The organism is Pseudarthrobacter sp. TAF60_1, from assembly GCF_052113505.1.
Classification (GTDB): Bacteria; Actinomycetota; Actinomycetes; order Actinomycetales; family Micrococcaceae; genus Arthrobacter.
Window position 1 is genome coordinate 131,619 of sequence record NZ_JBFRDI010000009.1, and the last position, 13,399, is coordinate 145,017.

The 13,399-nt window shown below is 65.8% G+C and carries 14 protein-coding genes and 1 riboswitch; of the genes, 5 read left to right on the top strand and 9 right to left on the bottom strand.

What is annotated here, in order from left to right:
• Positions 1-80: 80 nt before the first annotated feature.
• Positions 81-1,046 (bottom strand): DMT family transporter, encoded by a 966-nt coding sequence (locus AB4Y73_RS12410; RefSeq protein WP_441871961.1) that lies wholly within the window; start codon positions 1,044-1,046, stop codon positions 81-83.
• A 32-nt stretch (positions 1,047-1,078) separates the two neighbouring features.
• Here AB4Y73_RS12410 and AB4Y73_RS12415 point away from each other — a divergent pair, with 32 nt between their 5' ends.
• On the top strand, positions 1,079-1,312 hold the full coding sequence (locus AB4Y73_RS12415) for an RNA-binding S4 domain-containing protein (protein WP_164201264.1): 234 nt from the start codon (positions 1,079-1,081) through the stop codon (positions 1,310-1,312).
• A gap of 75 nt (positions 1,313-1,387) precedes the next feature.
• Here AB4Y73_RS12415 and AB4Y73_RS12420 read toward each other — a convergent pair whose 3' ends face one another.
• A complete protein-coding gene (locus tag AB4Y73_RS12420) occupies positions 1,388-2,038 on the bottom strand; it encodes an alpha/beta hydrolase (protein WP_441871963.1) in 651 nt (216 codons plus the stop codon).
• Between the two features lie 95 nt (positions 2,039-2,133).
• Between AB4Y73_RS12420 and AB4Y73_RS12425 the strand changes: the two genes are divergently transcribed.
• Both AB4Y73_RS12425 and AB4Y73_RS12430 read left to right on the top strand, forming a co-directional pair.
• The gene (locus AB4Y73_RS12425; protein WP_441872024.1) at positions 2,134-2,982 is read left to right on the top strand and encodes an SGNH/GDSL hydrolase family protein; all 849 of its coding nucleotides are present in this window, start codon (positions 2,134-2,136) and stop codon (positions 2,980-2,982) included.
• A gap of 58 nt (positions 2,983-3,040) precedes the next feature.
• Positions 3,041-3,625: a hypothetical protein gene (locus AB4Y73_RS12430; RefSeq protein ID WP_441871965.1), complete on the top strand. Its 585-nt coding sequence runs from the start codon at positions 3,041-3,043 to the stop codon at positions 3,623-3,625.
• A 13-nt stretch (positions 3,626-3,638) separates the two neighbouring features.
• Here AB4Y73_RS12430 and metX read toward each other — a convergent pair whose 3' ends face one another.
• Both metX and AB4Y73_RS12440 read right to left on the bottom strand, forming a co-directional pair.
• Positions 3,639-4,754 carry a homoserine O-acetyltransferase MetX gene (gene metX / locus AB4Y73_RS12435; protein WP_441871967.1) on the bottom strand — a complete coding sequence of 372 codons (1,116 nt, stop codon included), beginning with the start codon at positions 4,752-4,754 and terminating at the stop codon, positions 3,639-3,641.
• Positions 4,755-4,767: 13 nt separating this feature from the next.
• A riboswitch (SAM riboswitch) is annotated at positions 4,768-4,882 on the bottom strand.
• 82 nt (positions 4,883-4,964) lie between these two features.
• On the bottom strand, positions 4,965-6,326 hold the full coding sequence (locus tag AB4Y73_RS12440) for a bifunctional o-acetylhomoserine/o-acetylserine sulfhydrylase (protein ID WP_441871969.1): 1,362 nt from the start codon (positions 6,324-6,326) through the stop codon (positions 4,965-4,967).
• A 204-nt stretch (positions 6,327-6,530) separates the two neighbouring features.
• On the opposite strand from AB4Y73_RS12440, the gene AB4Y73_RS12445 reads away from it, so the two are divergent.
• On the top strand, positions 6,531-7,169 hold the full coding sequence (locus tag AB4Y73_RS12445; protein WP_441871971.1) for a VOC family protein: 639 nt from the start codon (positions 6,531-6,533) through the stop codon (positions 7,167-7,169).
• Between the two features lie 114 nt (positions 7,170-7,283).
• Here AB4Y73_RS12445 and AB4Y73_RS12450 read toward each other — a convergent pair whose 3' ends face one another.
• Positions 7,284-8,063 carry a CPBP family intramembrane glutamic endopeptidase gene (locus tag AB4Y73_RS12450; protein ID WP_441871973.1) on the bottom strand — a complete coding sequence of 260 codons (780 nt, stop codon included), beginning with the start codon at positions 8,061-8,063 and terminating at the stop codon, positions 7,284-7,286.
• A 106-nt stretch (positions 8,064-8,169) separates the two neighbouring features.
• Between AB4Y73_RS12450 and AB4Y73_RS12455 the strand changes: the two genes are divergently transcribed.
• A complete protein-coding gene (locus AB4Y73_RS12455) occupies positions 8,170-8,850 on the top strand; it encodes a histidine phosphatase family protein (protein ID WP_441871975.1) in 681 nt (226 codons plus the stop codon).
• A 35-nt stretch (positions 8,851-8,885) separates the two neighbouring features.
• Here the strand turns inward: AB4Y73_RS12455 and AB4Y73_RS12460 are convergent, their stop codons facing one another.
• The 4 genes from AB4Y73_RS12460 to AB4Y73_RS12475 form a co-directional block, all read right to left on the bottom strand.
• Positions 8,886-9,683 carry a DeoR/GlpR family DNA-binding transcription regulator gene (locus tag AB4Y73_RS12460; RefSeq protein WP_441871977.1) on the bottom strand — a complete coding sequence of 266 codons (798 nt, stop codon included), beginning with the start codon at positions 9,681-9,683 and terminating at the stop codon, positions 8,886-8,888.
• 120 nt (positions 9,684-9,803) lie between these two features.
• Complete coding sequence (hutI, locus tag AB4Y73_RS12465; protein ID WP_441871979.1) at positions 9,804-11,015, bottom strand: imidazolonepropionase; 1,212 nt, start codon at positions 11,013-11,015, stop codon at positions 9,804-9,806.
• A gap of 11 nt (positions 11,016-11,026) precedes the next feature.
• A complete protein-coding gene (locus AB4Y73_RS12470; protein WP_441871981.1) occupies positions 11,027-12,157 on the bottom strand; it encodes an NAD(P)/FAD-dependent oxidoreductase in 1,131 nt (376 codons plus the stop codon).
• 44 nt (positions 12,158-12,201) lie between these two features.
• On the bottom strand, positions 12,202-13,398 hold the full coding sequence (locus tag AB4Y73_RS12475; protein WP_441871983.1) for a glycine C-acetyltransferase: 1,197 nt from the start codon (positions 13,396-13,398) through the stop codon (positions 12,202-12,204).
• Between the last annotated feature and the right edge of the window lies 1 nt (position 13,399).

Below are 13,399 nucleotides of genomic sequence, written 5' to 3' on the forward strand. Positions count from 1 at the left end.
GTGCAGTAAACGCGGTGCAGAGGACTGCGTGTCCTAGCCTACCGGCCGCCGCCCCGCGGCGGCACGCTACCGGCGCCAGCCTAGCGCCGGAATGCGCCGCGGGGCCACGGCAGGGTGGCCACCATGATGGCGGCCAGCGTCAGGATGGTCCCCAGGATGGTGGGCAGCGCCACTTCGGAGCCCGGTGCGGGGACCAGGACGTCAAGAATCAGGGAACCCACCAACTGGCCGGCAATCATGCCCAGACCCGTCACCAGGACGCCCAGCCCGCGGACCAGCATGGCGGCCAGCCCAATGAAGATACAGCCCATGGGTCCGCCAAGGTAGTACCACCACTCTCCCGGCAGCGGATTCCCCGCACCTGCGACAGCGACCTTGATACCCCACACAATCCACAGCAGGACGCCGCCGGCGACGAAGTTGACCAGCGTCGCCGCGATGGGCGTGCCGTAGTGGAGGGTCGCGGTCCCGTTCATGGCTTGCTGGAAACTCATCAGGAAGCCCGCCGCCAGGGGCAACAACAATGGCAGCAGCAGCAAACCGACGTCGGCGGCGTTGCCAAAGCGCGGGGACACGGCCCAGGCCACGGCAATGATGGTCAGCACGCTGCCGATGATGCGGACTCCCGTGACGCTGCGCTTCCCGCCCGGGCCGATTCCGAGCCGGTCCACGAGGAGGCCGCTGAGGGTCTGACCGGTAACGGTGGCCACGGTGAACAGGGCCACGCCGAGCAGGCCCACAGTAGTGGACTGGGCAAAGACGAAGAACGCACCCACGCCGCCGGCGAGGACGTAGTACCGGGGAAAGCTGCGCTTCCGCAGCGCCGGGATAATGCGCGCCAGGCCCGCCCGGCCCCTGGGCAGCAGCAGCGCGATGGCCGCGATCAGGATCAGACCCGTGCTGAAGCTCACTACCGCTGCCGCGATGCCGTCATCCAGGCGGACGCCGAGGGCGCCGTTGATGCGACCCTGGACCGGAATGGCCAGCCCTGCGCCGACCGCCAGTGGAAGGCCTGCGAGCAGGGGCAGCCGTGGGGGGTGGGTCATTGAATTTACCTTACGTCAGGCATCATTGCTGTATGAGCAACCAGGACATCGAAGAGATTCCCATCCGTGACAGCATGATCCGCCTTGGCCAGCTCCTGAAGCTGGCCAGCCTGGTCGAAGACGGTGTGGAAGCTGCCGAGCTCATCAAAAACGGACTCGTCAAGGTCAACGGCGAAATCGATGAACGGCGCGGCCGCCAACTGCACAACGGCGATACCGTCACCGTCAACGGCCAGACCGTGAAGGTCGTTGCGCCGGAGGCCTGACAAACAGGACTCCTGACGCCCCGGGCCGGCGGCACCAGGCCGCGGGCCGCCGTCGGACGCTACTTGTTCAGCAGCTCATTTGTTCAGCACCTCGTGCGTCAGGAACTCGGACACATGCCCGATTTCCTGCTGGTTGATGCCGTGCCACATGCCCGTGTAGAGGACCTTGGTCAATTTGACGTGCTCCCGCACCCAGCCCATGGTGTAGTCGATCTTGTCCGGCGTGATCACGGGGTCCTGCTGGTCGCGGCCCCAGAACAGCGGCACGGATCCGTTCAGTTCGCTGTCCTTGAAGGCAGGATCGCCGTCGGCGTTAATCACAAAACCGGAAAGCCCGACGACGGCGGCGTAGTCCGAGGGCCGGTACCGGAGCAGCGTGGTGGCCATGGCCATTCCCATGGAGAAGCCGAGCAGCGTGACCGACGGGTGGTCGGCTTTGACGGTGTCGATCCAGTCCTGCACATAGCTGGCTGCTTCCTTGACGGCATCCAGGGAGTAGTCGACGGACGCTGTCAGCGGGAACCACATAAAACCCGGGCCCGTGGGCAGCGGCGCCCTCAGCGACGCAACAACAAACTCCCGGGGCAGCATGTCCGCCAGGCTCAAGAGGTCCTGTTCGTTGGCCCCGTAGCCATGGAGCAGCACCAGTAGCGGCCGGCCGGAGCGCTGGTCCTCGGGCCTGGACCACATAACAACAGGGGCAGGAAATACTTGGGCGTCAGTCATGGTTTCCATTCTTACAGTTACCCAGGGGTAACTACCTACGGTGGCGTAGCTTGAGAACGAAAGGGCAGGATAGGACCGTGACTGACGCTAGAGCCATGCAGAACCATCCCACGGCTACCCAAGCCCACCCGTGGAGCCGCTACGTAGCCATGGGCGACTCCTTTACGGAGGGCATCGGGGATCCGGAACCCTCAAGCCCGGGCGGGTTCCGCGGCTGGGCGGACCGGGTGGCCGAGGAACTGGGCCGCGGCCAGGACGATTTTGCCTACGCGAACCTGGCCGTCCGTGGCAGGCTCCTGCAACAGATCGTGGACCAGCAGCTGGCCGCCTGCCTGGCACTCAAGCCGGACCTGGTCACTCTTTCCGCCGGCGGAAACGACCTCATCAGGCCCGGCGGTGACCCGGATGCCCTTGCTGAAAAGCTCGATTCGGTGGTCCAGATCCTGTCGATGGGCGGCGCTACAGTGGTGCTGTTCAACGGACCGGACACGGGTTCCTCAGTCCTGGGCCGGATCCGCAGCAAGGTGGCCATCTACAACGAGAACCTGCGCACCGTCGCCGCCCGCCACGACGCCGTCATCGCTGACATGTGGTCCCTGAAACAGCTCAACGATCCGCAGATGTGGGACGTGGACCGGCTTCATTTTTCGCCGCTGGGCCACCACACCATCGCGGCCATGGTGCTCGATTCGCTCAACGTCAGCCACACACTCGAACCCAGCATGCCGAAGCCGTTGCCGCAGCGGACCTGGCGCGAAGCACGCAGCGGAGACCTTGTGTGGGCCCGCGAGTACTTCGTCCCGTGGGTGGTCCGGCGGCTGCGGAACCGCTCTTCCGGCGACGGGATTACTGCCAAGCGTCCGACGCCGGGACCCGTCTTCGGCCCGGGGGTCCCCCTGGGTTCCGGTGAAGGTCCGCTGGGCACCACCGAAGCCCGCCGCTAGCCACGGGGAACGGAACGGGGGCTTAAGCTGGAAGGACACATATGAGAGGCGCTACCCCGTGAACAGCTTGTTTTTCTGGATCATCATCCTGTCGTTCGTGGTACCCACGGCGATGCGGATGTACCGGAAGTCTGTCAACAAACGGAACCAGGGGCAGGGCTTCTCCGGAGGCTACCCCGGCCAGTATCCGGGCCAGTTTCCCGGGCCGCAAAACCGGCAGCCCCGCGACGGCTACACGCAGCAGGATTACCTGAGCGGCGGCTACCGGGAGATCATGAGCCCCCAGCCGCTGCCGCCGAGCGAGCCGCTGCCGCCCATGCAGCCGATCGCGCCCGCAAATCAGCATTTCCCCGGCCAGCATTTCCCGCCGTACGGTCAGCCGCAGGACTATGGGCAACCACAGAATTATGGGCAGCAGGGGCAGTATGATCAGCCGCAGCAGTTCGGCCAGCCACAGCCATTCGGACAGCCAGGGCAGTATCCGGAAGCACCGAAGGCTCCTGCCCCGGCAACTCCTCCGCCGCCGTCGGGCCCGCAGGGCTACCGTGCCAGGAAGCTCGCCGAACTGGACCAGCAGTACAGCAATGGTGAGCTGGCCATGGAGGAGTACATGAAGCGCCGCGCCGACATCATGAACGGCTAAGCACCCACCGCACTTAGACCAGGAACGTGGTCCGCAGCTGGCTGCCGAGCTGTCCGATCTCGGTCAGGAAACCGTCGTGGCCGATCGGCGCCTCGATGACGTGCACATCAACTTCACCGGGCAGCGCCTCCGCCAGTTCCCGGGACTGGGACGGGAAGTAGAGCCGGTCACTGTCCACTGCGGCCACAAAGAACCTGGCGGTGGCGCGGCCCAGGGCCTCATCAAGGGAACCCCGCCCGCGCGTGACATCGTGGCTCATCAAAGCGTCGGTGATGGCGATGTAACTGTTCGCGTCAAACCGGCTCACCAGCTTTTTGCCCTGGTGGTCCAGGTAGCTTTCCACTTGGTAGCGGCCGCGCTCCCCCAGCGCCGCGGCCTTAAGCGGCGATTCGGGGACCTGCGCCGAACGTCCGAACCGGCCGTCGAATTCCTCCGCAGAGCGGTACGTGATGTGCGCGATGCGCCGGGCCAATGCGAGGCCGTCCTCGGGCAGCGGTCCGCCGTAGTAGTCGCCGTCGTTAAAGTTGGTGTCCTGGCGGATGGCGAGAGTCTGCGCCTGGGCGAAGGCGATTTGTTCAGCGGTGCTGGCGGCCCCCACGGAAATGACGGCGCAGCGCTGCACCCGCTCCGGAAAAGTGACCGCCCACTCCAGCGCGCGCGCCCCGCCCATCGAACCGCCCAGCACGGCAAACCAACTATGTATTCCCAGCTGGTCCGCCAGCCGGGCCTCGGCCACCGTCGTGTCCCGCAGGGTGACCAGCGGAAACCGGGACCCCCACGGCTTTCCGTCCGGAGCAACCGAGGACGGCCCGGTGGAGCCGTAGCAGCCGCCCACAATGTTGATGGACACGACGAAGAAGCGGTCCGTGTCCACCGGCGCGCCGGGTCCGGCCAGCTGCTCCCACCAGCCGGGCTCGTCACTGTCGCCGCGTGTCACATGTGTGCTGCCGGTCAGGGCATGCTCAATCAGGACGGCATTGGAGCCGTCCGCATTCAGGGTGCCCCACGTTTCATACGCCAAGGTGACGTCCGGCAGGTAGCCGCCGGCCTCGAGTTCCAGGCCGCCGATGGTGGCATACCGGACCACGCCGTTTCCGGGAGCTGCCGTTCGGGAGATGGTGATCGTCATGGAAAGGACCTCTTCTACGCGCTTGCCCGCCGTCAATTGACCGGCTGGCCAGGTCCTCACCCGGGGCACCCCACCACGGAAGAGGGTTGCCGGCCAGCAAGCCGGGGCTGTCGCTGGCACTCATGACCTGGTTCGAGTGTACGAAAAGCCCCGGCTTCTGGCTAAGCGTGTGACCGGTTATGACTCCGCGGAATTGACTCGCGGGGCGGGCTACTGCCGGCTGCCCGCGGTGTCCTGCGCCGTTCCTGCCGCAGCTTCCGCACTTTTCGCTGCCCGGAACCCGGCTTCGAGGTCGGCGATGATGTCGTCGATGTGCTCGATGCCCACGGAAAGCCGGACCAGCCCCGGCGTCACGCCGGCGATGGCCTGCTGCTCGGCCGAGAGCTGGCTGTGCGTGGTGGAAGCCGGGTGGATGACCAGCGACCGGACGTCCCCGATGTTGGCCACGTGGGAATGGAGCTCCAGGGCGTCCACGAAGCGCTTGCCTGCTTCCGCGCCGCCGGCCAGGTTGAATCCGACTACCGCGCCGGTGCCCTTGGGCCCGTATTTGAGTCCCCGCTGGTACCACGGGCTGGACGGGAGGCCGGCGTAGGCGACCGATTCGACGTCGTCCCGCGCTTCAAGCCAGCGCGCCACTTCGACGGCGTTCGCCACGTGCCGTTCCACCCGCAGGCTCAGCGTCTCCAGCCCCTGGGCAATCAGGAAGGCGTTGAACGGGGACACGGCTGAGCCAAGGTCGCGAAGCAGCTGGACTCGGGCCTTCAGGATGTAGGACAGGTTGGCACCCAGCGCTCCGCTCGCGCCGAGGTCCCGGGCATAGACCAGGCCGTTGTACGTGGGATCCGGGGTGTTGAAGCCGGGGAACCGCTCGGGGTCCTTGCCGAAGTCGAAATTGCCCGAGTCCACGATCACGCCGGCGATGGCAGAGCCGTGGCCGCCCAGGTACTTCGTGGCGGAGTGGACCACTATATCCGCGCCCCACTCCAGCGGACGGATCAGGTAAGGCGTGGACAGGGTGTTGTCCACGATCAGCGGCACACCTGCCTCGTGCGCCGCCTTCGACACACCTTCGATGTCCAGCACGTCCTGGCGCGGGTTGGAGACCACTTCGGCGAAGAAGAGCTTGGTGTTGGGCTGGACGGCATCCCGCCATTGGTCCAGGTTGTCCGGGTCCGCCACAAACGTGACGGAGATGCCGAACTTCTTCAGCGTGTGCGCCAGCAGGTTGTAGGTGCCGCCGTAGAGGCTCGGGCTGGCCACCACGTGGTCCCCGGCTTCGGCGATGTTGAGGATGGCGAAGGTCTCCGCTGCCTGTCCCGAACTCAGCAGCAGGGCCCCGAGGCCGCCCTCCAGGCTGGCGATCCGCTGTTCCACGGCGTCCTGCGTGGGGTTGCCGATGCGGGTATAGATCGGCGCGAGCTCCGCGAGGGCGAACCGGTTGGCGGCGCTTTCCGCGCTGGGGAAGACGAACGACGTCGTCTGGTAGATCGGCAGTGCGCGGGCGCCGGTGGCACTGTCCGGCTCCTGTCCTGCATGGATCTGGCGGGTTTCGAATGACCATCCGTTCGACATTCAGGTCTCCTTTGACGAGGTGTGGCGCTGCACATGTGCGTTCAGTCTAGGAAAGCGGCTTGACTGGCAACAGGATTGTGACGAAGGTGGTCGGCCAAGCGTTTTCGGCGCCGTTTGGCACGCTTCCACTCCGGGAACGAAACAAAAATCCCAGTAAGGCTACCCTTAGCTGAGAGGGAGATCACAAAGTGCCAAGATGATGGCATGCGCATGGATCACGTCTCTTACGCCTGTGAACAAGATGGCCTCGCTGCCACCACCGAACGTATTTCGTCTGCCCTCGGCGTCGAAGCCGTGAAGGGTGGAGTGCATCCCCGTTTCGGAACCCGAAACATGATCATTCCCCTCGCCGGCCACAAGTACCTGGAAGTTGTGGAGGTCTTGAACCACCCTGCCTCGGACAAGGCGCCCTTTGGGCAGGCTGTCCGCGCCCGGTCCGAAGCCGGCGGCGGCTGGATGGGCTGGTGCGTCGAAGTGGACGACCTCGCCCCCTTCGAAGAACGCTTGGGCCGCGCCGCCGTCAACGGAAACCGGAAGTTCCCCGACGGCCGGGAGCTGATCTGGAAGCAGATCGGCATCCTGGGCCTCATTGCGGACCCGCAGGTTCCCTACATGCTCAAGTGGGAAGGCGACCCTGCGCTCCACCCGTCCAACGCCTACGAAAGCAACGTCAAGATGAGTTGCCTGACTATTGCTGGCTCGGCGGAACGCGTGACCGAATGGCTGGGGGAACCCGTCGAAAAGCCACTGGAGGATGTGGCAGTCGAGTGGGTCGCTCCGAAGGGGACGCCGGGCATCCAGTCCGTGACCTTCGAAACTGCCACCGGAGCAGTTACCATCTGATCATCCCTACCCGACCGGTTTCCGGTCTCCCGGGCAATGCCGCCCGGACGAAATCTTCGGCCGCCATCAGCGGGTGCCAATGTCGCCACCCGCTGATGGGGGCCGAATCACTTTTCAGCCCAGGCCCACTGCCCGGCCGAAGAGGCTGAAACCCACAAACGCGACGATGTCCAGCAACGCATGAGCCACCACCAGCGGCATCACCCGCTTCGTCCTGGTGTAGAGCCAGGCGAACACCAGCCCCATCACCGCATTGCCGAAAAACGGCCCGAAGCCCTGGTAGAGGTGATAACTGCCCCGAAGCATGGCACTGGTGACAATCGCCAGGGGAACGCTCCAGCCGAACTTGCCGAAGCGGTCCAGGAGGTAGCCCACCACGATGACCTCCTCCACCACGGCATGTCTTAGCGCGGAGAGGATCAGGACGGGAATGGTCCACCAGTGGGCGTCGAGCGCGCTGGGAATGATGGCGGTGGTTATCCCCAGCGCACGGCCTGCGGCGTAGAGTCCCAGCGACGGAATCCCGATGAGCGCTGCCAGTCCCAATCCCTGCAGCAGGTCACGGCCGGGCCGGGCGAAGTTGAAGCCCAGTTTCTGGAACGCCGAGCTGCCGGGGGTGCCTGCGCCGGTGGCAGCCTGCCGCTGGTCGGTGAGGAAGTAGATGACCAGTAACACTGGCACCAACGCGAAAACGATGTCCAGCAACTGGTAGGTGAGATCAAAGTATTCGCGGGAACTCCGCGACTGGTTCAGCGTGGCAGTCCCTTCGGCAAGCGGCGCCCGCGACATCTTGTCCAGTAATTGCACCACTGAATAAACCGCTGACTGCCCCAGGGACAGCCCCAGCACAATCCAGACTTCAAACCGCAGCCGACGGCGGGAGGGAACCAACATGATTCCATCTTGCCTGCACTAACTGGTTCTTTGCTGGTTACGGGACCCGCTGCCCACGCCGTGCCCCGCATTCACTCTGACGGCCTGACACTTATGCTTGGGCTTTATGAGCGAGCCAGGGAAAATCATCATGATCCGGCACGGCCAGTCCGCGGCAAACGTGGATACGAGCATCTACAACCGGATCCCGGACTACCGGATTCCGCTGACCCCCCGGGGCTTGGTTCAGGCCACTGCGGCCGGTGAACGGATCCGCCGGGAACTGGACGGCCGGCAGGTCTGTGTCTACGTGTCGCCCTACCTGCGCGCATATCAGACCCTGGAGGCCCTCAAGCTGGGCAACCTCATAGAACGCGTGATCGAAGAGCCGAGGCTCCGGGAACAGGACTGGGCCAATTTTCAAATCACCGGCGAGATCGAGGACCAGGAAGAACTCCGCAACGCCTACGGCCACTTCTTCTACCGGTTCCGGGAGGGCGAATCCGGCTCGGACGTCTACGACCGGATCTCCTCCTTCATGGAGACGCTGCACCGGCACTGGTCCAAACCCGACTATGCGCCGAACGCCCTGCTGGTGACCCACGGCCTCACCATGCGGCTGTTCTGCATGCGCTGGTTCCATTGGTCCGTAGAGTATTTCGAAAGCCTGAATAACCCGAACAACGCCGAGGTCCGCACGTTGGTGCGCACTGAACTGGGCAAGTACGAGCTCGATATCCCGTTCACCCAGTGGGTGGACCGCCGGGTGGACGAGACCGTCCTGGATGCGCCGCCCGTGATGTATTAGCGCCAGCCTTCATGTAGTGGCGCAGCCCTGAAGTATTACCGCTGCTCCCGCGGCGCCACAATGACCTCGGTGCCGTTGGCTTCAAACGCCGCCTTGTCCGCCGCGGAGATCCCGGCGTCGGTGATCAACCGGCTGAACTCGTACCCGTCCATGGTCGCGAACGCCCGGACCCCCACTTTGGAGGAGTCGGCCAGCACGTAGGACACCCGGGCCCGGCTGGCAAGGAGGGCGTTGACTGAAGCTTCGCCTTCGCCGGTGTTGGTGGGCCCCACCACCGGGTCGATGCCGTTCACCCCGATGAAGGCGATGTCCAGGACCACCTTCTGCATAATGATGTCCGTGTAAGGCCCCACCAGCTCGTACGAGCGCGGGTTCAGGATGCCGCCGGTCACCATGACCTTGATGTTGGGCCGGACGGCCAGCTGCGACGCGATGTTGATGGCGTTCGTGACCACCGTCAGGGTGGGCTGGTTCGCGGGAGCGTTGAGGTCCTCGCGGGTCGCCAGGATCTGGGCCAGGGCGGTGCTGGTGGTGCCGCCGCACAGCCCGATCACCGCTCCCGGGGAAATCAGGGCCGAGGCTGCCTGGGCAATCTGCTCCTTGGCCTCGGCATGGTCGTCACGGTTGTAGCGCCCTGGCAGGTCATAGGCCAGCGCGCCGATGGTGGCACCGCCCCTGGTCCGGGTCAGCAGCCGCCGGTTGGCCAGGCTGTCCAGGTCCCGCCGCGCTGTGGCCGGTGAGACGCCGAGCTGGGTGACGATCTCCTCCACCTCCACCTGGCCGGATTTTGCGAGGATATCCAGGATGGCCGTCAAGCGGTCGGTGCGGGTCATGGGGCCTTTCAGCGTCAAACGATCACCCAATTGTGACGTTTTATGATCATATCAGAGACGATCGATCACATAACGTCACTTTGGCACACATTTCCCGGTAGCACCTCTCCGGGTACGCGGCTAGCGTGCCCGGACGCCGGCCCGCCACACAGCGTACGTCAGCGGCATGCCCGGACGGTAGGCAAGATGCGTCGCGGACGGCGCGTTCAGCATCTGCAGGTCTGCCCGGTGCCCGACGGCGAGGGATCCCACCGCACGTTCGCCGTCGGCGTCGTTCCCTGCTTCCCGGTGCAGTGCGAGGGCGCCGCCGTACGTCGCGGCGCGCACCGCCTCGTGGACGCTGAGGCGCATCTGCAACACGGCGGTGGTCACGCAGAACGCCATGGAGCTGGTGTAGGAAGTGCCGGGGTTGGCATTGGAAGCAAGGGCCACCTGCACGCCGGCGTCCAGCAGCTCGCGTCCGGGGGCCAGCGCCTGCCGGGTGGACAGGTCACACGCGGGCAGGCAGGTGGCAACGGTCCCCCGCGAGCCCGTGCCGGTCGCCTGATTCCAGCCGGACCAGCTGTCCGCGAGCGCGCTAACGTCAGCGGGCGCCAGGTAGTTCACGTGATCCACGCTCGCCGCCCCAAGCTCGGCCGCCAGCTGGACGCCCGGGCCGACGCCGAGCTGGTTGCCGTGGACCCTGATACCGAGCCCGGCGGCCCGGCAGGCCTCCAGCACCCGGCGGGACTGTTCCGCGGTGAAAGCCCCTTCCTCGCAGAAGACATCCGCCCAGCGGACATACGGGCGTACGGCGTCCAGCATGGGCCCGCAGACGAGGTCTGTGTAGGCATCGGCATCCATGCCCGCCGGCACCAGGTGCGCGCCCAAGAAGGTCACTTCATCGGCCACCGTGGAGGCGATCCTGGCGCTGCGCGCCTCGTGCTCGACATCCAGTCCGTAGCCGGTCTTGGTCTCCAGGTACGTGGTGCCCTGGGAAACAGCCTCGGAAACGCGTGACATGGCCAGTTTGGTGAGGTCGTAGTCGGAGGTCCGCCGGGTGGCGTCCACCGTCACGGCAATACCGCCGGCCGAGTAGGACTCCCCCGCCATGCGTGCCTCAAACTCAGCGGTGCGGTCGCCGGCGAAGACCAGGTGCGTGTGCGAATCCACCCAGCCGGGAAGCACGGCCCGGCCGCCAGCGTCCACGGCGTCGTCGGCTGCAGGAGCGTCCGCCGCCGAGCCAAGCCAGGCGATCCGCTCCCCCTCGATCACCATGGCGGCGTTCTTCAGGACACGGTGCTCCAGGTCCTGGGTCATCAGCTCGGCAATATTGGTGATCAGGGTACTCATGTGACCATTCTTCAGCGCCGGATGGACCAGCGCGTGGCGGCCAGCGCCTCCGCTGTCCGGGATTCCGGATCGGCCCCGGCACCTGCACTTGGCGCTATGCCCTGTCCTGCGCCCTGCCCGGCCAGAATCTGGGCGGCCGCCAGCTCCGCCATCGCCGCGGACGTCTGGAAGCCGTACCCGCCCTGGCCCGCGAGCCAGTAGAACCCGGGGGCCTCAGCGTCGAACCCGGCCACTGGAACGCCGTCGGCTGCTTCCGTCCGGAGCCCCGTCCACGCACTCCTCACACCGCTGATCCCGAGCGTGGTCACTTGGTTGAGTTTGGCGACCAGGCGCTCCACATCACCTGGCCGCGGCTGTGCGTCCTCGGGGCCGCTGGCCTCCGCTTCCGACGGCGAGATCAGGACGGCGTCGCCCTCACCCCGGAAGTAAAACGACTTGTCTGCTGCCGCCACCATGGGACTGCCTTCGGGAAGGGAGCGTTCGACGTCGACAATAGCCGCAGTGCGCCGGTAGGGCTGCAGCCCGAGCTTCTCCACGCCGCTGATGACAGCGAGCTCGTCAGCCCAAGGGCCAGCTGCGTTGACCATCACAGCGGCCTCGAAGGCTTCCTGCCCGGCGCCCACTTGCCATCCCGAGCCGAGCCGCTGGGCGGCATGCACGCGGGCGCCGGTGATGATGGCGGCACCGGCGGCCTCCGCCCGCTGCCGGTGGTCGGCCAGCAGCAACGGGGCATCGCAGCCGAACGATCCGGAATCCAGGCCGGCGGCCGTGAAGGATTCCGGCACCAGCACAGGGCAGAGCTCCAAGGCCTCGGCATGCGTAATGGATTTCATCTGGCCGCTGGCCTCAGCCAGAACAGATTCCTCGCTGCCGATGAGCATAAAACTGCGCGGCGACAGGACGGGGCGGGCCAGTTCTGCGTCCCGGGCCGCCATCAGTTGGAGCGTCCGGCGGGTCAGTTCCTGCACGACGGCGGGACCATAGCTGGGGATCAGCTGGCGGGCCGAACGGGAGGACGTGTGATACGCCAACTCCTGTTCGGCTTCCACCAGGGCCACAGTGCATCTTCCGGCGAGTGCGGACGCCAGCGAGAGGCCTGCGATGCCGCCGCCGACAATCAGGACGTCATATTGGGCTGCCATGGCTCCATCTAACCATTACTGGTTCACCCGCGGCAGGGTGCGGTTTAGCCCGCTACCGCCGCACGGCTGGCGACGAACGCGCGGACGCACGCTTCGACGTCGTCCGCTGAATGCGATGCCGAAAGCTGCACGCGGATGCGGGCGGCACCGCGCGGAACCACCGGGAAGCTGAACGCAGTGACGAAAACGCCGTGCTGGAGCATCTGGTCGGCCACCTTCGCGGCCATCACGGCATCGCCGAACATCACCGGGACAATGGCGTGTTCGCCAGCCAGGAGGTCGAAGCCTTCTTCGGTCATCCGGCGCCGGAACAGCGCCGCATTCTCGAACAGTGTGGTCCGCAGTTCGCCCGAGTTTTCCACCAGGTCCAGTGCCTTGATGGTGGCGGCAACGATGGCGGGGGCGAGGGAGTTGGAGAACAGGTAGGGGCGGGCCTTCTGGCGCAGCATGGCCACCACTTCGCTGCGGCCGGACACGTAGCCGCCGGAAGCGCCGCCCAGGGCTTTTCCGAACGTGCCGGTGTAGATGTCCACGCGGTGCGACACCCCGGCGTGCTCCGGGGTTCCGGCTCCGGTGGCGCCCATGAAGCCGACGGCGTGTGAATCGTCCACCATCACCAGGGCGTCGTGCTTCTCGGCGAGGTCGCAGATGGCTTGGAGCGGCGCGAGGTAGCCGTCCATGGAGAACACGCCGTCGGTGACGATGATCTTGCGCCGGGCATCTTTGGCCTCAACAAGCTTGGCCTCGAGGTCCGCCATGTCCTGGTTGGCGTAGCGGAACCGCTGGGCCTTGCAGAGCCGGATGCCGTCGATGATGGAGGCGTGGTTGAGGGCATCGGAGATGATGGCGTCTTCCGGTCCGAAGAGGGATTCGAACACGCCGCCGTTGGCATCAAAGCAGCTGGAGAACAGGATGGTGTCCTCGGTCCCCAGGAACTTGGAGACGCGGGCTTCGAGTTCCAGGTGCAGGTCCTGGGTGCCGCAGATGAAGCGCACGCTGGCCATGCCGAAGCCGCGGCTGTTCATGGCTTCCTTGGCGGCGGCAATGATGTCCGGGTGGTCGGCCAGGCCCAGGTAGTTGTTGGCGCAGAAGTTCAGGACGGCCGTGCCGGGCTGGCCGATCTGCCCGGCCGTCACGTGGCTGGACTGCGGTGAGTTGATGCTGCGCTCGGTCTTGAAGAGCCCGGCGGTGCGGATATCGTCCAGTTCGGCCTGGAGCTGGTCTTTGATGGCGGTGTACATG

Coding starts and splice junctions, on each gene's coding strand:
- AB4Y73_RS12475 (WP_441871983.1), bottom strand. CDS start 13,398: ATGTACACCGCCATCAAAGACCAGCTCCAGGCCGAACTGGACGATATC.
- AB4Y73_RS12445 (WP_441871971.1), top strand. CDS start 6,531: ATGCGCATGGATCACGTCTCTTACGCCTGTGAACAAGATGGCCTCGCT.
- hutI (WP_441871979.1), bottom strand. CDS start 11,015: ATGAGTACCCTGATCACCAATATTGCCGAGCTGATGACCCAGGACCTG.
- AB4Y73_RS12420 (WP_441871963.1), bottom strand. CDS start 2,038: ATGACTGACGCCCAAGTATTTCCTGCCCCTGTTGTTATGTGGTCCAGG.
- AB4Y73_RS12450 (WP_441871973.1), bottom strand. CDS start 8,063: ATGTTGGTTCCCTCCCGCCGTCGGCTGCGGTTTGAAGTCTGGATTGTG.
- metX (WP_441871967.1), bottom strand. CDS start 4,754: ATGACGATCACCATCTCCCGAACGGCAGCTCCCGGAAACGGCGTGGTC.
- AB4Y73_RS12440 (WP_441871969.1), bottom strand. CDS start 6,326: ATGTCGAACGGATGGTCATTCGAAACCCGCCAGATCCATGCAGGACAG.
- AB4Y73_RS12425 (WP_441872024.1), top strand. CDS start 2,134: ATGCAGAACCATCCCACGGCTACCCAAGCCCACCCGTGGAGCCGCTAC.
- AB4Y73_RS12470 (WP_441871981.1), bottom strand. CDS start 12,157: ATGGCAGCCCAATATGACGTCCTGATTGTCGGCGGCGGCATCGCAGGC.
- AB4Y73_RS12460 (WP_441871977.1), bottom strand. CDS start 9,683: ATGACCCGCACCGACCGCTTGACGGCCATCCTGGATATCCTCGCAAAA.
- AB4Y73_RS12415 (WP_164201264.1), top strand. CDS start 1,079: ATGAGCAACCAGGACATCGAAGAGATTCCCATCCGTGACAGCATGATC.
- AB4Y73_RS12410 (WP_441871961.1), bottom strand. CDS start 1,046: ATGACCCACCCCCCACGGCTGCCCCTGCTCGCAGGCCTTCCACTGGCG.
- AB4Y73_RS12455 (WP_441871975.1), top strand. CDS start 8,170: ATGAGCGAGCCAGGGAAAATCATCATGATCCGGCACGGCCAGTCCGCG.